This is a genomic window from Flavobacterium frigidarium DSM 17623, assembly GCF_000425505.1.
GTDB lineage: Bacteria > Bacteroidota > Bacteroidia > Flavobacteriales > Flavobacteriaceae > Flavobacterium > Flavobacterium frigidarium.
Genome location: NZ_AUDO01000010.1, coordinates 56,912 through 81,153, shown reverse-complemented (window position 1 = coordinate 81,153; position 24,242 = coordinate 56,912). Strand labels below are relative to the sequence as shown.

The 24,242-nt window shown below is 34.0% G+C and carries 24 protein-coding genes; 22 read left to right on the top strand and 2 right to left on the bottom strand.

Annotation, left to right across the window (positions count from 1 at the left end):
• Positions 1-8: 8 nt before the first annotated feature.
• The 5 genes from H603_RS16630 to H603_RS0107680 all read left to right on the top strand — a co-directional run bounded on the left by H603_RS16630 (position 9) and on the right by H603_RS0107680 (position 7,444).
• Positions 9-833, top strand: a complete 825-nt coding sequence (locus tag H603_RS16630; protein ID WP_051219231.1) for a GIY-YIG nuclease family protein — start codon at positions 9-11, stop codon at positions 831-833.
• 61 nt (positions 834-894) lie between these two features.
• Positions 895-2,355 (top strand): class I SAM-dependent DNA methyltransferase, encoded by a 1,461-nt coding sequence (locus H603_RS0107695; protein ID WP_026708038.1) that lies wholly within the window; start codon positions 895-897, stop codon positions 2,353-2,355.
• Positions 2,355-3,794 (top strand): restriction endonuclease subunit S, encoded by a 1,440-nt coding sequence (locus H603_RS17100; RefSeq protein WP_051219229.1) that lies wholly within the window; start codon positions 2,355-2,357, stop codon positions 3,792-3,794. Before H603_RS0107695 ends, H603_RS17100 begins: the two co-directional genes overlap by 1 nt.
• Positions 3,795-3,852: 58 nt before the next feature.
• Positions 3,853-6,198 (top strand): McrB family protein, encoded by a 2,346-nt coding sequence (locus tag H603_RS17095; protein WP_051219227.1) that lies wholly within the window; start codon positions 3,853-3,855, stop codon positions 6,196-6,198.
• Entirely contained in the window at positions 6,191-7,444 is a 1,254-nt protein-coding gene (locus H603_RS0107680) for an McrC family protein (RefSeq protein WP_026708037.1), read from the top strand. Before H603_RS17095 ends, H603_RS0107680 begins: the two co-directional genes overlap by 8 nt.
• A gap of 76 nt (positions 7,445-7,520) precedes the next feature.
• Here H603_RS0107680 and H603_RS0107675 read toward each other — a convergent pair whose 3' ends face one another.
• A complete protein-coding gene (locus tag H603_RS0107675) occupies positions 7,521-8,009 on the bottom strand; it encodes a hypothetical protein (protein ID WP_026708036.1) in 489 nt (162 codons plus the stop codon).
• A gap of 291 nt (positions 8,010-8,300) precedes the next feature.
• Here H603_RS0107675 and H603_RS0107670 point away from each other — a divergent pair, with 291 nt between their 5' ends.
• A complete protein-coding gene (locus tag H603_RS0107670) occupies positions 8,301-8,888 on the top strand; it encodes a DUF6642 family protein (RefSeq protein WP_051219225.1) in 588 nt (195 codons plus the stop codon).
• A 38-nt stretch (positions 8,889-8,926) separates the two neighbouring features.
• On the opposite strand, the gene H603_RS0107665 is transcribed toward H603_RS0107670, so the two are convergent.
• Positions 8,927-9,640, bottom strand: coding sequence for a ribonuclease activity regulator RraA (locus tag H603_RS0107665; protein ID WP_026708034.1), 714 nt, complete (start codon positions 9,638-9,640; stop codon positions 8,927-8,929).
• A 152-nt stretch (positions 9,641-9,792) separates the two neighbouring features.
• Between H603_RS0107665 and H603_RS0107660 the strand changes: the two genes are divergently transcribed.
• From H603_RS0107660 to H603_RS0107585, 16 genes are all read left to right on the top strand, one after another.
• The gene (locus H603_RS0107660) at positions 9,793-10,026 is read left to right on the top strand and encodes a hypothetical protein (protein ID WP_026708033.1); all 234 of its coding nucleotides are present in this window, start codon (positions 9,793-9,795) and stop codon (positions 10,024-10,026) included.
• Between the two features lie 229 nt (positions 10,027-10,255).
• Positions 10,256-10,747 carry a rhodanese-like domain-containing protein gene (locus H603_RS0107655; RefSeq protein ID WP_026708032.1) on the top strand — a complete coding sequence of 164 codons (492 nt, stop codon included), beginning with the start codon at positions 10,256-10,258 and terminating at the stop codon, positions 10,745-10,747.
• Positions 10,740-11,351 carry a TIGR04282 family arsenosugar biosynthesis glycosyltransferase gene (locus H603_RS0107650; protein WP_026708031.1) on the top strand — a complete coding sequence of 204 codons (612 nt, stop codon included), beginning with the start codon at positions 10,740-10,742 and terminating at the stop codon, positions 11,349-11,351. Before H603_RS0107655 ends, H603_RS0107650 begins: the two co-directional genes overlap by 8 nt.
• A 7-nt stretch (positions 11,352-11,358) precedes the next feature.
• Complete coding sequence (locus H603_RS0107645; protein WP_026708030.1) at positions 11,359-12,231, top strand: sterol desaturase family protein; 873 nt, start codon at positions 11,359-11,361, stop codon at positions 12,229-12,231.
• A 67-nt stretch (positions 12,232-12,298) separates the two neighbouring features.
• Entirely contained in the window at positions 12,299-13,063 is a 765-nt protein-coding gene (locus H603_RS0107640) for a DUF547 domain-containing protein (protein ID WP_026708029.1), read from the top strand.
• On the top strand, positions 13,056-13,751 hold the full coding sequence (locus tag H603_RS0107635) for a TIGR04283 family arsenosugar biosynthesis glycosyltransferase (protein ID WP_026708028.1): 696 nt from the start codon (positions 13,056-13,058) through the stop codon (positions 13,749-13,751). Before H603_RS0107640 ends, H603_RS0107635 begins: the two co-directional genes overlap by 8 nt.
• 58 nt (positions 13,752-13,809) lie before the next feature.
• Entirely contained in the window at positions 13,810-14,616 is an 807-nt protein-coding gene (locus H603_RS0107630; RefSeq protein ID WP_026708027.1) for a DUF6503 family protein, read from the top strand.
• Between the two features lie 80 nt (positions 14,617-14,696).
• Positions 14,697-15,992: an NAD(P)/FAD-dependent oxidoreductase gene (locus tag H603_RS0107625; RefSeq protein WP_026708026.1), complete on the top strand. Its 1,296-nt coding sequence runs from the start codon at positions 14,697-14,699 to the stop codon at positions 15,990-15,992.
• A gap of 1 nt (position 15,993) precedes the next feature.
• A complete protein-coding gene (locus H603_RS0107620) occupies positions 15,994-17,586 on the top strand; it encodes a 4Fe-4S binding protein (protein ID WP_026708025.1) in 1,593 nt (530 codons plus the stop codon).
• 87 nt (positions 17,587-17,673) lie between these two features.
• Positions 17,674-18,066, top strand: coding sequence for a toxin-antitoxin system YwqK family antitoxin (locus tag H603_RS0107615; protein WP_026708024.1), 393 nt, complete (start codon positions 17,674-17,676; stop codon positions 18,064-18,066).
• 6 nt (positions 18,067-18,072) lie between these two features.
• On the top strand, positions 18,073-18,762 hold the full coding sequence (locus tag H603_RS0107610) for a glycosyltransferase family 2 protein (RefSeq protein ID WP_026708023.1): 690 nt from the start codon (positions 18,073-18,075) through the stop codon (positions 18,760-18,762).
• Between the two features lie 27 nt (positions 18,763-18,789).
• A complete protein-coding gene (locus H603_RS0107605; protein WP_026708022.1) occupies positions 18,790-20,271 on the top strand; it encodes a cellulose synthase family protein in 1,482 nt (493 codons plus the stop codon).
• 290 nt (positions 20,272-20,561) lie between these two features.
• Complete coding sequence (locus H603_RS0107600) at positions 20,562-21,617, top strand: mannosyltransferase (protein ID WP_316930256.1); 1,056 nt, start codon at positions 20,562-20,564, stop codon at positions 21,615-21,617.
• A gap of 22 nt (positions 21,618-21,639) precedes the next feature.
• Positions 21,640-22,221, top strand: coding sequence for a sigma-70 family RNA polymerase sigma factor (locus tag H603_RS0107595; RefSeq protein WP_026708020.1), 582 nt, complete (start codon positions 21,640-21,642; stop codon positions 22,219-22,221).
• Between the two features lie 34 nt (positions 22,222-22,255).
• On the top strand, positions 22,256-22,522 hold the full coding sequence (locus H603_RS16615; protein ID WP_051219223.1) for a hypothetical protein: 267 nt from the start codon (positions 22,256-22,258) through the stop codon (positions 22,520-22,522).
• Positions 22,523-22,605: 83 nt separating this feature from the next.
• Positions 22,606-24,081 carry a dihydrolipoyl dehydrogenase family protein gene (locus tag H603_RS0107585; protein WP_051219221.1) on the top strand — a complete coding sequence of 492 codons (1,476 nt, stop codon included), beginning with the start codon at positions 22,606-22,608 and terminating at the stop codon, positions 24,079-24,081.
• The last annotated feature ends 161 nt before the right edge of the window (positions 24,082-24,242 follow it).

Sequence of the window (24,242 nt, the reverse complement as noted above, 5' to 3'; positions counted from 1 at the left end):
CGTAAATCATGGAAAGGAAAAATTCATTTAACTCGTCAGAACTAGAGAATTTGCGACTTTTGGTAAAAAAGTACAGTCAGGCAAATAATGTAGCAGATCAAAAATTGGTTAGAACTAAAATGCGTAAATATGGTTTTTATGTAAGTGACTTTGGTATCACAAATATTACACCTCAAGTATTTGAAAATTTATTAAAAACTGGTAAAATTAAAGAAAGTGCAACACTCTTTTCAAAACCTACTGTAAGGAGAATTATGTCAGCACCATCAGCTTCAGTTTTGCAGGCAAATAATGAATCATCAGATATATTATTAAAGAAGCTTATCAATGGTGTTTTTAAAAAAGCAGTTGTAATTGATAGTTTAGTCCCTGATGAAACTGGTTTTTATTGTATAAAGTTATCAAAAGATTCAAAATTACCTCAAAGATATCATCGTTATTTAGAAGAGCGAAGTCATACAATTATTTACATTGGTAAAGCCGAAAACCAATCTCTTAAAAAACGTTTTTTAGGTCAGGAACTTAGAGCAAAAGGTCATGGCACTTTTTTTAGAAGTATTGGAGCTGTTTTAGGATTTTTACCCGAAAAAGGATCTCTATTACATGCAAAAAACAAAAACAATTATAAATTTACACCCGCTGATGAGCAGAAAATAATCTCATGGATTAACCAGCATCTAGAAGTCAACTGGATCTCATACCAAGGTGATTTTTCAATTGAAAAAGAATGGATTTCTCAATGTTGTCCTTTACTCAATGACACATATAATCCCAAAAAACTAAATGAATTAAAAGAGGATAAAGCCTACTGTAGAGCAGTAGCTACATGTTAATAAATAATATGCCTTGCGGAAAATCAAATTCAAAAATTAATAAAACTGAATACTTAAAATAATGAGCGCACAAGAAATAGCTAATAAACTCTGGAATCTTTGTAATGTATTGCGTGATGATGGGGTAACCTATCACCAATATTTAAATGAACTAACCTACATCCTTTTTCTGAAATTGAGTGAAGTAAAAGGTTTTGGGAATGAAATTCCAGAAGAATACCAATGGAGCTACTTTGTAAACGAACATGATAATGCCGAAGCCTTTGCCCGTTACCGTGAATTTCTAGCGACTGTAAGTGACAAAACAACGAGCCAAAGCATCAAGGAAATATACAGCAACGCTTCAACGAGTTTGCGCAAGCCGGTCAACTTTAATTCGCTTATTGTTGCTATTGATAAACTGGATTGGTACGAAGAGGACGATCGTGATGTCATGGGTGATATTTACGAAAGCCTATTAGAGAAAAACGCAGGCGAAAAGAAAAGTGGCGCAGGACAATACTTTACACCACGACCGTTGATTAATATCATGGTCGATTTGATGGTGCCCAAAATTGGCGAACGTTGGACAGATCCCGCAGCGGGAACTTTTGGCTTCATGATCTCGGCAGATTATTACTTGCGTAGCAAAAACGATAATTATTATGATCTAACCGAAAAAGAAAGACAGTTTCAAGTAAACGAAGCTTTCTCTGGTGTAGAACTCGTGCCTGATGCACACCGATTGGCATTGATGAATGCTCGTTTGCACGGAATGGAAAGCAGTATCTACCTAGGCGATACCTTGACCGAATTTGGTAAAACCCTTAACGGTTTTGATGGTGTATTAGCAAATCCTCCATTTGGTACCAAGCAAGGTGGCGAACGCCCAAGCCGTGACGATTTTACGTTCCCTACGGCCAACAAGCAATTGAACTTCTTGCAACACATATACCGTAGTTTAAAGAAAGATGGCAAAGCCAGAGCTGCAGTAGTCTTACCCGATAACGTACTTTTTGAAGATGGTGACGGACAAAAAATACGCCGTGATTTGATGGACAAATGCAACTTGCATACTATTTTACGTTTGCCAACAGGGATTTTTTATGCTGCTGGTGTAAAAACCAACGTGCTCTTTTTTACCCGTGAAAAAACCGAAACCAACAATACTAAGAACGTTTGGTTTTATGACATGCGTACCAATGCTCCTAGCTACGGAAAACGCACCCCATTTACAGAGAAAGCCTTTGAAGATTTTGTTCTCGCCTACACAGGAGGAATCCCGTTTGATAAAGTAGAAAAGGATTATGATGGTTTGGTGTCTGATAACAAACGTAAAACAATAAAAGACGAACGCTGGAACTGCATTTCTCGTGCCGAAATTTCAACCAAAAACTACAGCCTAGATTTAGGTTTAATAGCCGACAATACCTTGACGAATAGTGATGATTTAGGCGAGCCGATTGATATTGCCAAAGAAGCATTAAGTGAATTACAAAGCATTACTGACCAAATGAATGCAATGATTAAAGAATTGAACTAATGGGGGGAAATTTACCAAAGAATTGGATTGAAACTAATCTGGAGACAATTATTGAAAGAATGTCTAATGGCTCAGGACTGAAACAATTTGAAGAACCATTTGAAAACTCATTTCCTATTTCCAGAATTGAAACAATATGGAATGAAACAATAGATTTAGACAGAGTAAAATATGTAAATCCAACAAAGACTGATATTGAAAAGTATTCCTTTTTAAAAGGAGATGTTTTATTTAGTCATATTAATAGTGATAAGCACTTAGGGAAAACAGCAGTATTTAATTTAGATACTGTTCTAATTCATGGAATAAACCTTTTGTTATTAAGAGCTCAACCACAGTTTAATGGATATTTGTTGAATTATTTTTTACGTTATTATAGATTAACGGGTAAATTTATTGAGGTGGCTCAAAGGTCAGTAAATCAATCTTCTATTAATCAAAAAAAACTAAACACTTTTAAAATTCCTCTCCCACCACTAGCCGAGCAAAATCGTATTGTAGCAAAATTAGATCGTTTATTTGCCCAACTGGAAATCCTAAAAACCAGTATGGCAAAAGTTCCTTTATTGCTTAAGGATTTTCGTCAGCAAGTGCTTACGCGAGCCGTTACTGGGAAATTGACTGAGGAATGGAGAAAGGATAAGAAAATGAAAAACTGGGAGGAATTCACTCTTTCAGAATTAATAATTGAAAAACCAAGAAATGGATATTCACCCCAAGCCGTTGGTTATGAAACAGAAGTGAAAAGTTTATCACTTTCTGCAATAACATCAGGTGTTTTTAATCCAGCATATGTCAAATATCTTGATATAGAATCTCCTTCTAAAAATTCTCATTTATGGTTAAAGAATGGTGATATTTTAATTCAAAGATCTAATTCGTTGGAGTATGTTGGAACTTCAGCCATATACGACGGTGAAGATTTTGAATTCATTTATCCTGATATAATGATTAAAATACGAGCAAATTTTAAGATTAGTACTAACTATTTAAATTATTGCCTAAGTTCTTTTAAAACTAGAGAATATTTTAGAAATAATGCAACAGGTACGGCAGGTAACATGCCTAAAATTAATCAAGTTGTAGTTATGAATACAACTATAAATTTACCGTCAGATCTAGAGCAAGAAGAAATTGAAGTTAGAGTAGAAAGTTTGTTTGCCAAAGCAGATGCTATAGAACAACAATACAAAAGCTTAAAAGCTAAAATAGATAAATTGCCACAAGCGATCTTGCATAAAGCATTTAAAGGAGAGTTAAGTGAGCAGTTGGATACTGATGGTGATGCTAGGGAGTTGTTGAAACAAATACAGGAGTTGAAAGGAATTAATAAAAAAGCAATTAAAAACCCTAAGCTTGAAAAGTTAAAGAATTTCAATAAAAAATTAAAAAACTATCCTGAAGGGGATGATTTTTTAAGAATGGTGGCTGAGAAATAAATAAAAAAACAAGAATTATTCTTTAGAGGATTAATAATCGCTTACACAAAGGTCAAAAATGAGTAATCATAAAAACAAGGTAAATACGGATAATATTTCAGTTGAAAAAGTAGCATTAGAGACAAAAACAGAGCAAGGTTTTGTAGAACTAATTGAAAACTATAAAAAACTCATTACAGTCAACCGCTTAAAGGATGAAAAATACAAATGGGAATTGTTGCATAATTTTCACGGCAGACCAAATCTAGATGCACCAAATTTTTATACCGAAATCAAAAGTATCAAATTTGGTAATTTGATGTATGCTATGGGAGTTGCGGTAATTCACCATTTAGCCAAAGAAAAGCCAGAAGAAATGCGCTTACTTTTCAAAAAACTATTTAATGAAAGTGTCCCCCTAAAAGACAGGATTAAAGCTTTTAATGTTGATTCTCTACAAATTTATCGAAGTTTGGGTGAAACACTTGCACACCATCAAGATGAAAGAACAATAGCTACCTACCTTACTTTTCATAATCCTGAAAAGTATACTTTTTACAAATTTTCATTTTACAAGAAACTGTGTATATTATTAAATGAAAAGGTAGCGGTAAAAAACGAAAAATATATTCATTATTTACAACTGATCAATCGATTAGATAAAGAATACATCCGAAAAGATCTCGAATTAATTGATTTAGTTAAAAGTATACTCCCTGAATACTACGATGGATCAAGCAATTTACTTTTAATACAAGACATTTTATTTCAAATGTTACATATGAATCAAGAAGAAGATGAGAATAATGTAAAAGTAGCTTTTATCGATTGGTTAATAGCGAATGAAAGTGGCGGAAATTATTTCATAAATCAGTTTGGATCAAAAAGAGAACGCCTAGAAGAAGAATTGAATTCTTATGAAGAAAAATATAAAAGTGAATTTAAATCTGAGCTGTTTATAGTCAAAGATGAAAAATACGAGAATCATATCAAAGAAGTGAGTTCAAATATTTACAACACAGCAACTTCTTTCAGCAACTTTTCAAAAGAGCATTTTTCTGGTCGTCCAACTGCTATTTTAGGTCGAAAACAGTATCTGAAATTTTTAGAACAATACGACGCACAAGATGAGGACGATAGTATAACTGAACCCAATAATAAAGAAAGCATGAATTTCCCTCTCAATCAAATCCTATACGGACCTCCTGGCACCGGGAAAACGTACAATTCTATTAATGCCGCTATTTCGATAATAAATCCAAATTTTGAATTAGCACAAACTCGTGATGTAATAAAAGCCGAATACGAGCGTCTCGTTGAGAGTGGTCAAATAGTATTCACGACGTTTCACCAAAGTATGAGTTACGAGGATTTCATTGAAGGAATAAAGCCAGAGACAAAAAACGAAAAAGTTACTTACGAGATAAAAGACGGTGTTTTTAAAAAATTGTGTAAAAATGCTTCCGCTAAAAAAACATCTAAAAACTTTGATACCTCTTACTGTAAATTTGTAGAAGAAGTTTTGAGTAAAGGTTCTATAACGCTAGAAACACCAACTCATAAAAAGAAATTTAAAGTAATTATCAATAGTAATGAAACTGCCGTAGCAATTCCCGAAACAGAAAAGGGAACAAATATGGGCGTTACTAAGGAAATGTCAAGAGATTATGTCGTTAATGGTGCGATTCGAGATTGGAAACCGTACACTACTTCTATAGGTGAATATATCAAAAGTCAATATCCAGTGGACATAGATGATGTTAGCAACTCTAATAAAAAATACGTCTTAATTATTGACGAAATCAATCGTGGAAATGTATCAGCTATTTTTGGGGAACTAATAACGCTATTAGAAGAAGACAAGCGTTTAGAGTCAAAAGAGTCTCTGGAGTTGATACTTCCGTATAGCAAGATGCAATTTGGTGTCCCAAAAAACCTGTACATCATCGGCACAATGAATACAGCAGACAGAAGTGTAGAAGCACTTGATACTGCATTACGCAGGCGTTTCTCGTTTACTGAAATGATGCCAAAACCCGAATTGTTACTAGACATTCAGTTCGATGGATTTAACCTGGGGGAAGTATTACAAACTATTAATGACCGTATCGAAATTTTATTAGATCGAGATCATGCTATTGGTCATTCTTATTTTTTAAAAGTAGAAAGTGGTAATGTAGAAAGCTTGAAATCAGTTTTTAAAAATAGCATCTTTCCATTATTACAAGAATATTTTTATCACAATTATGAAAAAATTGCTTTGATATTAGGTTCTGGTTTTGTTGAAGTAAAAGAGAATTACAAGGTGAACTTTCCTAAATTCAATAATCTTGATGCGCCCGAAATTGGAACCCAATTTAAGTTAATAGAGAATATTGCAGCTATTGAAAACGCAGTGCAGTTATTATTGAATCGCAATGTCTAAACCCAAACATAAAATACAAGTTTTCGAACATCAAACGCTCCATCACGGTCGTTTGTATAATGATGTTGGCTTTACTGTAAACCACTTTAATGCTTTAACCAAATTAAATGAAATGCATGAAAACAAATATTTCACTGTAGTTCATAAAGGGATAAAGTTTGCACAATATGTGGGCGTCGTTCAAATTGAGGATTTGTGCATTGAAATCCTTCCAAAGGCAGATAACGATTCTGACGACAAAAAAGTCTGGCAAGGAGTTTTAATCGCTATGTTACGGGCAACCAAAAGATTAAAAGTAGACAATGTAGGCAATGCCAATGTCAACAAGCAAAACATTCACTTACTAGATATTTACTTCGAATGGTTTCTAGATGAAGTGCAATTGTTGCTGCACCAAGGTTTGATTAAGCACTATTATAAGCAAACCAATAACGTAAAAGCGCTAAAAGGAAAGCTAGAATTTGCAGGGCATATCCGAAAGAATCTTATTCACAAAGAGCGTTTTTATACCACACATCAAGTGTATGAAAAAGACCATTTAATACATCAGGTTTTAAGCCAAGCGCTTCGTATCATCGAACAATTTTCGAAAGGAAATCACTTACATAGTAAATGTAAATCGGTACAATTGGACTTCCCAGAAGTTAGGCAAATTCAGGCCAATGAGGCTACTTTTGCCAAAATTCCTAACTCAAGAAAAACGGCTCCTTATAAAACTGCCTTAGAAATTGCACGACTAATAATTTTAAACTTTGCTCCTAATGTTTCTAGCGGTAAGGAAAACATGCTCGCCTTATTATTTGATATGAATTCGTTGTGGGAAGAATATGTTTTAGTCTGCTTAAAAAGAGCGGCAAGCAATAGCGATCAAGAAATTGCCATTCATGGTCAAAAGTCAAAACGTTTTTGGAACGGCATTTCCATTCGACCAGATATTGTTATTGAAAAAAATGACGATACTTTTATTATCGATACTAAATGGAAGAACATAAATGGTAGTCCCCCTTCTACAAATGATTTACGCCAAATGTATGTCTACAATGAATATTGGAAATCCAGTAAAGCGATGCTATTGTATCCTTCAAATGCGACTAAATTTTCGCAGGAAGATTTTATTCCTTTTAATTCAATAACTGATGTCGTGCATCATCAATGCGGCTTAGGAAAGGTCTCTGTTTTAAAAGAAGATGGTAAAGGATTAAACAATGAAATAGGTTGTGAAATCTTAAATTGGTTTTTAGATTAACCTCAAAATACGGTCACATTATAATCTAATTTAAACCCATAAAAAAAGAGGAAACTACCGTTTCCTCTTTTTTTTATTATTCTTGGCATTCTGCTTTATCAAACTTATATTTTACGTTTTCATAATCGATTGGTTTCCCTTTTACAAAGTATGATGCTCCCATTGTGGTTTGGATTTCGCCATTCCCTAGGATTAATTGGTCGCCTTTTTTCAAGAAAGCCATTGGGTTTTTATATGTTTTCTCTTTGTATGTTCCTTGAATGAAAGTATAACTTGCATAAAGCGTATCTCCTTTAAACCCCCCAGCAAGATTTCCTTGTTTTGTAGGCATGTTCTCGATGGTCATGGTCATGTCACCGGTGATTTCGCCATTTTCAAGCGTGTTTAACTTTAGCATTAAAGTATCTTGTTCGTAGATTGCCTGGTAGCATTCAGAGCTTACCACTGTTTGCGCCGCGAGTTCTGCTGGTGTTTCAGGGTTTCCTCCTTGTTCTTCTTGATTATTTTTACAACTTTGAAGTGCTATAAGAGGTAGTGCCAGACATAAAAGGCTGATTTTTTTCATATTCGTTTTTTTTGATTACTTATTAATTTTGGCGAAAGCCTACGCTAATTTACAAATAAATAACTCAAATAGCCGGGATTGCTTTTATAATTGCAAGTAAAACCAAAGTTGTTGCACACAACACCGCTAGTATGGCTAACCTAAATTTAACTTAGACTACTCTTTAATATTTGTTAACGATACCGCATTTTGAAAAGCACTTTCTTAATTTTGCAATAGCGGATTGCTATAGAAAGTTGCAGAGCTATTTTTTGCCAACTATATATATGTATATCCAACCTACCGTTATCTATGAACCAACTGGATACTAACCACGAAGACATTTTTGAAAACTTCATCTTTTGCTTAGAAGGCGTTCCTGATATTGAAGAATCCCATTCATCTGAAGTTGTTGAAAGCCTAGAAAAACTCGCTTTTAACTACGGTCTTGCGAGCATTTATAAGACCTGTGATACAATCGAAGGTTTGGAGGAAAGTTTGAACACCCTACTCTATGACGACCACGGATTTAAAGATTACGAAATCATATATCTCGTTATGAAGGGTGAAGAGAATAGCATTTGCCTCAATGATTATTACTATACACTAGACGAAATTGCCGAAGTTTTTGAAGGGAAACTTACTGGTAAGATTTTGCATTTTGCCAATTCAAAAGTACTGGATTTAAGTTCAGAGGAAGCACAGTTTTTTCTGGATGTTACGGGTGCCAAAGCGATTTCAGGTTATGGTACACCCTTCGATCGATTGACAAGCATCAACCTTGATAAAGCATTTTTTAGTTTCTTTAAAGAGACAGATAATGTATTTGATATTGTAGAAGAGCTTTTCCAAAAGAATTACGATCTGTGCAAATTACTTGACTTTAGATTGTATTACTAAGAGTAAAGCCCTTCCCTATCTCAATAGTTTGTAGACTATTATTTTTGCTTACGCCAAAGTTCAAATTCGGCTACCCATTTTTCATCTGTTGATGGATACAAGCCAATTACGGCGTTTCCTTGTTGCACTTTTTCTAAAACGAAATCTTCAAACAACGTCATTTCGATACATTCATTGGCTACTTCGTCAACAACATGCGCTGGAATAACCATAATTCCGTCATCATCACCCACTAAAACATCACCTGGAAAAACAGCCACATCACCGCAAGCAATGGGAACATTGATATCTAGTGCTTCATGCAAAGTCAAGTTGGTAGGCGCGCTAGGCCTGCTGTGGTAAGCAGGAATAGCCAATTTAGCGATGTTTGCTGAGTCGCGAAAACCGCCATCTGTTACAATGCCGGCAACACCGCGCACCATTAGTCGAGTGACAAGAATATCACCTCCTGATGCTGCACGAGCATCTTTACGGCTATCGATAACTAAAACGTGACCAGCAGGACAGTTCTCTACTGCTACACGCTGCGGATGATCTGCATTTCTAAAAACAGTAATAGGATTTCGATCTTCACGCGCGGGAATTGAGCGCAAGGTATACGCCTCCCCTACCATTGTTGGCTTACCCAATTGCAATGGTTTTACCTCTTGAATAAATTGGTTTTTAAAACCCTTCTTAAACAAGCAAGTCGCGATTGTAGGTGTGCTAATATTTTTTAATTTCTCTCTAGTTTCTGCTGATAATCCTGCCATTGTATGTTCTTTTTTATAAAAAACTAAGGTATCGTTTTTTGGTTAACCAATTTTATAATGGTGTATTATTTTATAACATTAACGTAAAAAATACTGATTTTAAAGACGCATTTCTTTCTTGGTTTTAATTTCTAAAGTAACTTTATCCAAAAATGAAAATGCAGCATACCTACTCTATTGTCTTTCAACCTAATCAAGAAATAGTAATGCAGCTCAAGCAGTATAAAAACATGCTAGCTGATCGCATTAGTTGGTTTCACAGTAAAAATTCATTGGCACACATTACCATAGCAGAATTTAACGCTTCTGATGAGCAGTTGCCTATTTTTACAAAACAAGTAGAACGCATCGCTGATTCGGAGAGCTGCCGAAGAAATTTTCATTGATTGCCATATTGAATTTGAATGCAGTCACATTATTTTGCGCAAATTAGATCGAGATACCAAGCAGTTCATCAATGTGAATACATTTTCATTTAAGAGCAACAAAGAATTTGAAGTGATACAAACCTCTTTATTTTAAATATTTAAAACCTCTGTTACTTTTTTTACGTAACTTTTGTCAGTAATTGCAATGACAATCGACTATTAATTTAAGTACCATATAAAAATCAAAATGAGAAAGAGCCTGTACATTTTACCCCTTTTATTTTCATTGGCTATGTCAGCACAACAATCGATTCCTCGTGTGCTGAAAATGCTGAATAAAGAATCGGTTCCTTACATCAAAGTAGCTGAATTGAAAGACAAGAAAAATCTAGTATATCTTGATGCCCGCGAACCAAAAGAGTACCAAGTGAGCCACATTAAAAATGCTTTATTTGTGGGTTACGATGATTTTAAAAGCGAAATAGTGACTAGCAAAATTAAAGATAAAAGCACTGCAATTGTGGTGTATTGCTCGATTGGTGTGCGTAGTGAGAACATTGGAGAAAAATTACAGCAGCTAGGGTATACCAATGTTTACAACCTTTACGGAGGTATTTTCGAATATAAAAATGAAGGCGGTACCGTATATAATTTGCAAAATAAACCCACAGATAGTGTGCACACCTATAACAAGAAATGGAGTAAATACTTAACGAAAGGAAATAAAGTATATGAATAATAAAGCACTAATCATTTTTACCCGCAACCCTGAATTAGGGAAGGTAAAAACACGCTTAGCCAAAACCATAGGTGACGAAAAAACATTAGAAATTTATAAAGAATTGTTGTTACATACTCGCAATGAAACCCAACATATCGACTGTGATAAATTCTTGTTTTATGATACGACCATCGTAGAAAACGATATTTGGTCAACAGAATATTTTAATAAAGTACTGCAAGCTCCAGGTGATTTAGGAAATAAAATGCAAGCTGCTTTTGACTCCTTATTTCAAAAAGGATACAATCATTGTGTGGTTGTAGGCAGCGATTTATTTGACTTGAAAGCAAGCATTATTGAGAACGCTTTCAAAGCATTGCAAAATAATGATGCAGTTGTAGGCCCTGCAGAAGATGGTGGTTATTATCTATTAGGTTTGAATCAAAGCACTCCTGCCGTTTTTAATAACAAAGAATGGGGAACAGCTACGGTTTTTAATGCAACTATGAACGATTTAAAAAACGCAAAAGTACAGCTATTAGAAACCCTCAATGACATCGATACTTTTGAAGATTTAGAACGTAGCGGATACAATATCAATTTTAAAGAACAATTACTATAATAGTATCATGGAAAAATACATTGGCATTTTTTTAGAATCTTACAGTGGATACTTTAATTACCTTAAAAGCGAAATCCTATACTGGAAATGGGATAACTATTTTTATGGTTTATTGAGTATTTCACTTATTGTATGGTTATTAGAAATTGCTTTCCCTTGGCGAAAGAACCAACGCATTTTCAGGAAAGATTTCTGGCTAGATTTATTCTACTTATTCTTTAATTTCTTTCTGTTGAATTTGATTTTGCTTATTGCTTTATCGAATATTACTGCCACACTAATCAATGATTTTTTATTGCTCTTTGGTTTCGAACTGCAACCTATTCAGTTATTTTCTATCGAAAAATTGTCACGTCCTACTGCGCTGTTTCTATTCTTTATCATCAGTGACTTTATACAATGGAACGTACATAGAATGCTACATACTTTTCCGTTTTTATGGAAAATTCATAAAACACACCATAGTGTGAAAGAGATGGGTTTTGCAGCGCACTTTAGATACAATTGGATGGAACCTATAGTTTATAAATCCATTCTCTATATCCCAATAATTTTGATAGGAGGCTTTAATCTACAAGATGTATTTATCGTCCACTTTATAACCATCGCAATTGGGCACCTCAATCACGCAAATATTGGTTGGGATTACGGAATTTTTAAATATATTTTTAATAACCCAAAAATGCATATTTGGCATCACAGTAAAGTTATACCTAAGCGAAATGGAGTAAACTTTGGGATCTCACTGAGTTTGTGGGACTACCTTTTTAGAACAAATTATATCCCTAAAGATGGTCGCGATATCGAACTAGGATTTAGCGATGATAATGAGTTCCCAGAGGATTTTTTAAAGCAAGAAATATATCCCTTAAAAAAATAATTCTTTTTTTTGTCAGGAAACCCAAAACAAGCAGTCTATTTAATCAGTAATATAAAACAATTTGAAAATGAAAAAAGTAATTATAGCCCTTATGTTTTTGCCATTAATTTCATGTGGTAAAACAAAATCAGCAGCTCCAGAAACTACTGTAGAAACAGTAACGGATGTACAAGCTGGAACAGATGTCAAAAGTATGGATCATTCTAAATGGAATGCATTACTACAAAAGAACGTTACTAAAAGCGGAAAAGTAAATTATAGCGCTTTTAGAAAAGACAGTAAAGAATTGTCTAGTTATTTAAGTGAACTAGCTGCAAATGTTCCTACATCGTCAACTTCTAGAAAAGCAACTCTTGCTTACTGGATCAATGCCTACAATGCTTACACGGTAAAGTTGATTATTGATAACTATCCTGTAAAAAGTATCAAGGACATCAAAGATCCATGGGGAACTAAATTCTTTACATTAGGAAATAAAAAATACAGCTTAGAGGAAATTGAGCACCAAATCCTTAGAAAGATGGACGAACCTCGCATTCACTTTGCCATCAACTGTGCTTCTTTTTCTTGTCCTAATCTATTAAATCAAGCGTACACTGAAGCTAACTTAGAATCGCAATTAAATAGTGTGACTAAAAGTTTCATAAACGACAAATCAAAAAATACGATCACAGCTTCTAAAATTGAGATTTCAAAAATCTTTGATTGGTTTGGAGATGACTTCAAGAAAAAAGGTTCCATCGTTGACTTTTTTAATAAATACAGCGCTGTAAAAATTAACAGCAACGCAAAAATTAGTTTCAAAGACTACAATTGGAGTTTGAATGAATAAACTTTCGATCATTATTCCGGTTTATAATGAAGAAAGCGCTATCAATAAATTAATTGCCAAATTACAACAACTGATTTCAAATCAAGTCGCATTTGAAATCATTGTTGTTGATGGTGGTAGCACCGATGCCACGGTAGCAATCGTTCGTAATAATCCTGATGTAATTTTAGTTCATTCAGCAAAAGGGAGAGCCAAGCAAATGAATGCGGGAGCAACTAAGGCCACAGGCGATGTGTTGTACTTTTTACATTCAGATACTTATCCTCCATTACATTTTGATTTGAGTATTAAGAACGAACTAGAAAAAGATAATAAAGCGGGCTGTTTCCGGATGAAATTCGATAGCAAACATCCCGTTTTGATAATTTCGCAATGGTTCACGAGAATTAACCACATTTGTTGTCGCGGAGGGGATCAATCCTTATTTATTGAGAAAGCACTTTTTAATGACATTGATCAGTTCAATGAAAGCCTGATTATATATGAGGACAATGACATTATTAGAAGGCTTTATGCCAAAAATCAATTTGTCGTGATTAACAAGACCATTGTGACATCTGCTAGAAAATATTTGCAAATCGGCGTTTGGCGCTTGCAATATATATTTGCTATGATTCATTTAAAGCGTAAATTAGGACATACAAATGAAAGTATCTTACATTATTACAATACCAAGATTATAAAGTAACCTACTTTTGTATCAAACAAACATTAAAACAAACACAAACAATAAATCTTAAAATACTATGAAAAAAATTGCTACTACTTTATTACTTGCTGCATTAATTGTTACTGGGTGTAAATCTAACGAAGAGAAAGAGGCTACTACAGATGACACTACTGTAGTCGATAGCACTGCAACAGAAAAAAATACCTTTGCAACTACAGTTGAGAATGCACACCAAAAAGAAAAATTTGCTGCTAATGAAGCTGTTCAATTTGATATTCAAATCATTTTTGGAGGTAAGGAAAGAATGAATGCTACTTTTACAACATTAACAAATTCGACTCAAAGTGTAATCGAATATAAAGATGGTTCAAAAATAGTAATCAACAATGATAAAGTAGCATACTCTCCAACCATAGCAAATGAAGATGCGGTGCGTTTTGATGCATACACATGGAACTACTTTTTTCTATTTCCATTTAAATTAAATGATCCAGGAACAATCTGGACTGCATATGATAATAAAGAAAGTGATGCTGCAGACTACTTAACTGAGAAATTGACTTTTGAATCAGGTACAGGAGACGCTCCTGATGACTGGTATGTAGTTTATGCTAATAAAAAAACAAATTTACTTGAAAAAGCGGCTTACATCGTAACTTTAATGGGTGGTAAAGAAGCTGCTGAGAAAAATCCTCATGCAATTAAATACGTGGATTACAAAGAAGTAGACGGTGTACCCTTTGCTACAAAATGGATTTTTGCAGGATGGGCAGAAGGAACAGGTCTTTCAGATCAATTAGGTGAAGCTACCTTATCTAACATTCACTTTGTAAAAGTTAATGCAGATACTTTTAAAATAGGAGAAGATTTTAAAACAAAGTAAGCTTTATTTACGTAAGTAGTCATTGATTAGTCTAATCCCAATCTTCGCGATTGGGATTTATTAACGCATTATTTTTATCTATGGAACACATTGTCATAATTGGAAACGGAATCTCTGGAGTCACTTTAGCGCGCCACATTCGAAAAAGGTCTGATGCAAAAATCACGATTATTTCTGCTGAGACGAAATACTTTTTTTCGAGAACAGCTTTAATGTATGTTTTCATGGGACACATGAAGTTTGAACACATGCAGCCCTATGAAAATGACTTTTGGAAAAAGAACAATATCGACTTGCTAGAAGGTATGGTTACAGAGGTAATCACAGATGAAAAACAATTGCTTCTTGCCGATAAAAGTAAAATAAGCTATGACAAACTAGTGATTGCTACAGGTTCAAAACCGAACAAATACGGTTGGCCTGGTCAAGAGTTAAATGGTGTAACAGGATTATACCACAAACAGGATCTTGAAGCTCTTGAACAATGGGCTCCTACAACAAAAAGAGCAGTCATCGTAGGCGGTGGTTTAATAGGAATAGAGCTTGCCGAAATGCTCCGTTCTCGTAATATCGACGTTACTTTCTTAGTGCGTGAAAAAAGTTTTTGGAGTGGTGTGTTGCCTTCCGGCGAAAGTAAAATGATCAACAGACACATACTTGAACACCACATCGATTTAAGATTAGACACGAATATGGTCGAAATCCTATCTGACGATAACGGACATGTACGAGCAGTAGTTACTGATAAAGGAGAAACTATCGATTGCCAAATTGTAGGATTGACTGCTGGAGTATCGCCTAATATTGATTTCTTGAAAGGTTCGGCTATAGAGCTTGGAAAAGGTGTTAAGGTAAATCGTTTTTTAGAAACTAATGTGAAAGACGTTTACGCGATTGGTGATTGTGCAGAGCAACATGAAGGAATCGATTTGAGACGACCAATTGAGGCCGTATGGTACACCGGAAGAATGATGGGCGAAGTATTAGCACAAACATTAACTGGAAATCCTTTGCAATACAAACCTGGACACTGGTTCAATTCTGCTAAGTTTTTAGATATCGAATATCAAACTTATGGATGGGTTTGGGCAAAGCCTAAGGATGATGAAAATCATTTTTACTGGGAACATTCAAAAGGTAAAAAAGCAATCAGAATCTCATTCCATAAAGAAACACGTGAATTTCTAGGGATTAATACTTTTGGGATCCGAATGAGACATGAGTTTTTCGACAAAGTTCTCACTAATAAAGAATCGGTTGATTATGTGGTAAAACATTTGGCAGAGGCAAACTTTGATCCTGAATTTTTCAAGAACCACAGCAAAGAAATACAAAAGCAGTTTACAACTGAATTCATAGGAACAAAAACAGCATAAAATGAGTAAATCTATAGAAAACATATCGGTAGCATCGCATGATAATAATGTGCTAGACGGTATTCAAAAAACAGGAATTTCAATAGGTCTTATAGGTCTATTTATCATGGCACTTGCTCTTTTTAACATCAACTTTCCTTACAAGGGAATTTGGTTAACAGCTTCTATTGTTGCTGTTTTTGGAGGTATCATTCTTTATGCCAACAGAACCTATTTAAACAAACCTGAAGGAATTAAAAATGATGGTATCATGCATAGCTCCTTAACTAATAAAGGAACTCTTGCTTGGATGGTAGGAATTATTCTAACTTCTTTTTATGTTGTTTTGTATTGGTTTCCAAAGTATTTAGGACTCAACTCTGAAGGCGGTGCTAATACAGGAATAGTAGCCTTTTTTGACCCTTTAAGTTTGCTTTTAAACGGAAAACCTGCAAGTCAATGGTTTGTTTATGGAACGTTATATACGATTGCTATTGTAGGTTTAGGGTATAAATTTATTTTAAAATACCGTCATAATAAATACCAATTAGTAAGAACAATATCTGTAATGTTTTTTCAATTAGGATTTGCTTTTTTGATTCCAGAAATATTAGAAAAATTGAATCCAGAGAAAGCTTATTTTGCGAAAGATTTAAAAAACATGTGGCCTCTAAACTACTACTTTTTTAATGATTGGCACTTAAAAGCTATGATTGAAGGTGGCAATTTAGGTATGTTTATGTTACTATTTGGAATCGCAATGATTTTCATCATCTCTCCTATTCTAACCTATTTCTACGGAAAAAGGTGGTATTGTTCATGGGTTTGTGGTTGCGGAGGTTTAGCCGAAACAGCTGGAGACAGCTTTAGACATTTATCAAGTAAATCAATGATTTCTTGGAAAATAGAACGATGGATGATTCACTCGGTATTGGTATTCGTATTTGTAATGACAATTGCAGTAATATTTACTTTCTTGTCTAATAATCCCGAAATGAGCTTTATAACAAGAGATCAATTCATAGGAGGAATCGTTATTTTCTTGACGGTATTTACAACCGCTTTGTTCTTGTTCAAGAGAAAAGATATGGATACTGATGCAGTCTATACCATGGTTACACTTGTTGTAATTATCATTATCTCTTTATTGATGAACTATTTCTCAGGTAATCAAAATATCTTATTTATAGATAGTAACTCTTTAAGAGAGTGGTACGGTTTTGCTATCGGTGCTGCCTTTAGTGGTGTGATTGGTGTAGGGTTCTACCCTATTTTAGGGAATAGAGTTTGGTGTCGTTTTGGATGTCCTATGGCAGCTATTTTAGGATTACAACAACGCTTACTTTCTAAGTTTAGAATTACTACAAACGGAGGACAATGTATTTCATGTGGAAACTGTTCTACTTTTTGTGAGATGGGTATTGATGTACGTAGCTACGCTCAAAAAGGGGAAAATATTGTACGTTCTTCATGCGTAGGCTGCGGAGTTTGTTCTGCAGTTTGTCCTAGAGGTGTATTAAAGTTAGAAAATGATTCTCCAGGTGGACGTATCAATGCTAACGAAATCCTATTAGGAAACGATATTGACCTAATGGATTATGTTAATAATAAATAGTTTATAAAGGTTGTCAATTCTAACTTGCTGCAAATAAAATGATTCTTTCAAATTAGTTGCAGCAAGTTTATTAAAATACAAATCATAATGTTTAAATCGCTACTTGTCTTCAGTTTACTTTCCGTCTTTTCTATGACGGCACAAAAAGTATATGTAAAAAACTATTTTGACAATCAAACGATGAAATCAGAAGGTTGGACTCTCAACAATCAAAAAAATGACTACTGGTATTATTACTATGATAACGGTAATAAAAAAGAGGAAGGCCATTTTGAAGCCAATAAAAAAGTAGATTGGTGGCTCTTTTATGACGAGAAAGGGGCAACATTAAAAAAAGCCGAATTCAAAAACAATGTTCTTAACGGTCTTTGTTTACTGTACAAAAATGGTAACTTAGTTAAAGCAGAACGATACAAAGCGGGAGTAAAAACAAATGAATGGACCTCTCTTTCAGATTATAAAAAAGATAACTCTCTATAAAATATAATGAACACTATAAAAGTCATAATACCTGCATATAACGAAGAAAAAGCAATTGCTAATGTTATTAAGGATATTCCTAGTTATGTAGACGAAGTAATCGTAATTAGTAATAATTCGACCGATAATACCGTAGCAGTAGCCCAAAAAGCTGGAGCAACCGTATTATTAGAAAATAAAAAAGGGTACGGACATGCTTGTTTAAAAGGTTTAGATTATATCGCAAAATTGCCAAATAAACCAGATATTATAGTATTTTTGGACGGTGATTATTCTGATTATCCAGAAGAGTTAACACAAATTGTTGCCCCAATTATCACAGATGGAATTGATTTAGTTATTGGTGCTAGAGCGGCTCATCTTAGAGCAAAAAATTCAATGACACCGCAGCAAGTTTTTGGAAACTGGTTGGCAACATTTTTAATGAAACTTTTTTTTGGTGCTACTTTTACAGATTTAGGCCCTTTTAGAGCTATAAAATATGATAAATTAGTGGCTCTTAATATGGAAGACAAAACATACGGATGGACTGTCGAAATGCAATTAAAAGCATTAAAACAAAAATATTCGTACGTTGAAATCCCTGTTCGTTATAAAAACCGAATTGGCGTTTCAAAAATTTCTGGAACTGTAAAAGGAACTTTTATGGCCGGAATAAAAATTATAGGTTGGATTTTTAAATACACCTTTAAATAACAATCTAAATAGTTACAATATACAATCATGCTAGAGCTTTCTTACTTCATCGTAATCCTATATTCGATTTCCATTTTACTTGTATTCTTTTACAGTATTGCACAATTTAATTTATTGCTTAATTATTTAAAAAGTAAAAAAATTAAAGACCAATCTGTTCAATTTGACTTTTCTAAATTAGAGGAGATTCCGTACGTTACAATCCAACTTCCCATTTTTAACGAAAAATATGTTATTGAGCGCTTGCTAACAACGATTGCGCAATTAGAATATCCCAGAGAAAAGCTCGAAATCCAAGTTCTTGACGATAGTACTGATGACAGTGTTATAGACACAGCACTGCTTATCGAGAAAATCGCTGCGACTGGAATTGATATTAAACAAATTAAAAGAACCAAACGTTCGGGCTTTAAAGCAGGTGCATTAAAGGAAGGTTTAGTAGATGCTAAAGGTGAATTCATCGCTATATTTGATGCCGATTTTGTTCCTCAAAAAGATTGGTTGTATAAAACTATTCCATACTTTAAAGACCCTAAAATTGGTGTGGTACAAACCCGTTGGGGACATTTGAATCGCGACTACTCTGTCTTGACAAAAATACAAGCTTTTGCACTTGATGCACATTTTACTTTAGAGCAAGTAGGTCGAAATTCAAAACAACATTTTATCAATTTTAACGGTACCGCAGGTGTATGGCGCAAGCAATGTATTCTTGATGCTGGAAACTGGGAAAGTGATACCTTAACTGAGGATCTTGACTTAAGTTACCGTGCTCAGTTGAAAAACTGGAAATTTAAATATTTAGAGCAAGTAGAAACTCCTGCTGAACTTCCTGCAATAATTAGTGCGGCGCGTTCGCAGCAGTTTAGATGGAATAAAGGTGGCGCTGAAAACTTTAGTAAAAATGCCATTCGTTTAATGCAATCAGAGTCTACTGGATTTAAAACTAAAGTGCATGGTGTTTTACATTTATTAAACAGTACCATGTTTTTAGCTGTATTTATAATGGCAATATTGAGCGTTCCCGTTCTTTATATCAAAAACAAGTACATTCAATTTGATGCTATCTTTGATATATTAGTATTTTTTGTGATTAGTTCATTACTGTTTTTCATAAGCTATTGGGTGACATTTAAAAATTTACATGGTGGCGGATTTAAAAACTTCTTGCGCTATACCAGTATGTTTATGACGTTCTATACTATTGTTATGGGATTCTCGTTTCACAACACATTAGCTGTACTTGAAGGTTTATGGGGTAAAAAAAGTGAATTTATTCGAACACCCAAATTGAATATTGAAGGATTGAAAGACAAGTGGAAACAAAACACCTATCTATCTAAAAAGATTTCGAAAAATATTTTTATTGAAGGTGGTTTAATTTTCTATTTCATCTTCGGGATTTACAGTGCCGTTCTTTTAAACGATTATAGTATTATCGCTTTGCACTTAATGCTTGTCACAGGTTTTACGTTTGTATTTGTAAAATCTATCACAGATAATAATTAGTGGAAACAAGAACGTTACACATATCAAAGTCATATATTCTTCTAGCGTTAAGCTTCCTCACTTATGGCTATATAGGGTACATTTTAGAAAGACATGAATTTATAAAACTGCTTGTTAGTTTCACTTTTTTGTTTATTTTGTTGTACCAAATCATCAAATTTCAAAAGAATAATTTTACTTTTCTCGTCACAGCTGCCATTTTATTTAGGATTGTATTTATTGGCGTATTGCCCAATTTATCACAAGACTACTTCCGATTCATTTGGGACGGTAGGTTACTCTTAAATGGAATGAATCCTTATCTATACTTGCCTGATGATTTGATGTCACAAAGCAATTTTAGTATCGCAAATGCTCAAGAATTATTTGATGGTATGGGGAACTTAAGTGCCAGTCATTATTCAAATTACCCTCCTGTCAATCAGTTCTTGTTTGCGCTGGCTTCTATTTTAGGAAGCGAGTCCATAATGCCTTCGGTAGTTATTTTAAGACTTAGTATAATAATAGCTGATCTTGGAACACTTTATTATGGAAGTAAATTGTTGACTGCTCTAGGTAAAAAAAAGCACCTGATATTCTGGTACATTTTAAATCCTTTAGTTATTATTGAAGGCGTTTCTAACTTACATTTTGAAAGTGTGATGTTGTTCTTTTTTATCTGGAGCATGTATCTTTTACAACAAAATAAATGGAAAACAGCTGCTGTAATATTAGCTCTTTCCATCTCAACAAAATTATTACCCCTACTCCTACTGCCGCTTTATTTGCAAAACCTTGGTTTTAAAAAATCAGTCTCCTTTTACACTATTGTAATTGCCACAAATGTAGCGTTATTTTTACCCTTTCTATCACAAGAATTAATTACGAATTACAGTGAAACCATTGGTTTATGGTTTACAAATTTCGAATTCAACGCTAGTTTTTATTATGTCATAAGAGCAATCGGAATTTGGATTACAGGATATAATACCATTCATACCACGGGGAAATTCATGCCTATTTTAATGATATTATTTATTCTTTTCTATGCCTTCAAAAAACGAGAAAAGAGTGTGTCGAACTTATTTGAAGTCATGCTAATCGTATTGACAGTATATTTTTTCAGTTCCACTACAGTACATCCTTGGTATGTTATGAATCTAATTTTGATAGGTGTTTTCACTAGATTTAATTATCAATTAATTTGGAGTTTGACTGTGATTTTAAGTTATAGCGCTTACGCAAAAGATACCTTTGAAGAGAACCTTTGGCTCATTGCAATAGAGTATTGCATCGTCTTTGGATATATAATTTATGAAAAAAGTGGCTTTTCACAGTCTGAAAAAAGAGTATATTTGGAAAGTTAAAAAAAACTGACATCTATAATCTATGGTCGAGAGCAAGCAAAAAGATACAAATATTTTGGAAAATTGGGTGAGTCAATTTAGTGACGAACTCTTCTCTTGGGCATTTTATAAAACATCTTCTAAAGAAACAGCAGAGGATTTAGTGCAAGAAACATTTCTATCTGCATACCGTAAACTGGCCACTTTTGAAGGAAAAAGCCAACCCAAAACATGGCTTTTTGCAATATTAAATAATAAAATTGTGGATCACTATAGACTTTCCGCTAGAACTATAAAGCAGCAGTTTAGTATTACAGAAGATAGTGGCTTTCAGCTTTCAAACGATATTTTCACCGAAGATGGATGTTGGAGAAATGATCAAGTAAATCCACTTTGGAATCAAGATGAAGAATTACTAGACAATGCTGATTTCAACCTTATCTTGCAACAATGTATGGAGGAATTACCATCAAAATGGAAGCTTGCCATTACCTCAAAATATTTAACTGATAAAAATACCGATCAAATATGTCAGGATTTAGAAATGACAACGTCTAATTATTGGCAAGTGACTCATCGCGCCAAACTGCTGATGAGAAAATGCTTGGAAACAAAATGGATTTAATAACATTTTAATTGTAAAAAACATGCGTTTTATAATGAAAAAATTATTGAATAGTTGTCAAAAATCAACCGAATTGATTGATAAACAATTATCTACCGCGCTTACTACTACTGAGAGAATGCAATTAAATGCGCATAAAGCAATGTGTAAAACATGTAACTCTTATGAGAAGCAGTCAAAGATTTTAGATGCCGCTTTATCAAAATGGTTGTCTATTAGTAATTCGAAAAAAGGCAAGATGGAGGCCACTAAAAAACAGAACATTATTACAGCTATAAAAAATATAGAAACTACTAAATAACAAGTATTAAAGTAGTGAACGACAATTAAACAAAGCCAGCAGAGAAATACTATGCTGGCTTTTTTTATATAAATAAGTCAGGAATGGCTAAATTGACAGTCTATACTTTTAAAGAAATAAATTACGATATGAAAAAATACGACCTTATAATAATTGGAGCAGGATCAGGCGGATTGAGCGTTGGTGGATTTATGGTAAAACTAGGTTTCAAAGTATTAATGATTTCAAAAACTGCTCATGAAATTGGAGGCGACTGTTTAAATGATGGTTGCGTTCCTAGCAAGGCGCTAATTCACGCTGCCGCAGTAGTTCACAATGCAAGAGAAGCAAGCAAATTTGGTTTAGAGTTATCCCCAGAGGTAGATATCAAGAAAGTGATGCAATATATCTTTGAAGGCCAAGAGGTCATCAGGGCTCATGAAAATAAAGATTATTTTGAAAAAGAAGGATTTGATATAGCTATTGGTGAAGCCAAATTTACGGCGGTAAATCAGGTTAGTGTCGATAATGTAAATTACGAAGCTAAAAAAATAGTCATAGCCACAGGATCCCGACCTAAAAAGTTTACTGCTCCTGGAATTGAGAAGGTAACCTACTATGACAATCGCAGTATTTTTAAAATAAACGAGTTGCCAAAGAAGCTGTTAATTCTTGGCGCCGGTCCTATTGGTATTGAGATGGCACAAGCTTTTCAAAGATTAGGCTCAGAGGTTACCGTGGTACAACACAGCCATGCTATACTCTCACACGACGATAAAGAACTGACCCTTATTTTACAAAAAAGACTAGAGGAAGCTGGTATAAAAATCCTTTTTGACACAACAGTTAGCCATTTTGACTCTGCAAATACTGCTGTATTAAAGACAAAAGAAGGCATCGAAATGACCGTTGCACTAGATGCCATATTTGTATCGATTGGTCGCCAACTCAACATTGAAGGTCTTGATTTAGAAAAAGCAAATATCGAAGTCGAAAAGGAGCATATTGTAGTGAATGACTATTTGCAGACGACTAATAAAAATGTCTTATTGTGTGGTGATATTGCTGGAAATTTACAATTCTCACATGCCGCAGAGCAACACGGACGTTTGATATTAAATAATTTGATTTCGCCTTTAAAGAAAAAATTAAATAACAAGCACATGTCTTGGGTCACTTTCGCTGATCCTGAATTGGCTACTTTTGGCTTAAACGAAAAGCAACTAAAAGAGCAGAATATTACTTTCGAAAAAGTAGTGCAAGACTTCGCTAATGATGATCGCGCTATTGTAGATGATTATCGCTATGGAAAACTAATTCTATACATTTCGAAAGGGTTTTGGTTCCAGAAGCAGCGCATTTTAGGAGGAAGCATGATTGCCCCAAAAGCAGGTGAATTAATTCAAGAATTAATCTTGGCAAATGTATCTGGAATGTCAATTAACACTATTGCTGGAAAAGTGTACCCTTATCCTGTGGCAACAAGAATAAATCAGAAAGCAGTAGGACAATTGAAAATGAAATTAATTACTGACAATACTAAGAAGTTAATTCAGCTAGCTTTTAAAATGTTTAGTTAATTACCTTCAATAGCTCAGTTTTAGGAAAATTTAAAGATACTGTCTAAAATTAAAATCTTAAATTTCGAAAACGAGACATTTGATTGTACTAGTTAAACCGCATTCGTATTAGTGGCAACATGAACTATTTCGAATAAAATAAAAAATTGACCATTTATAAT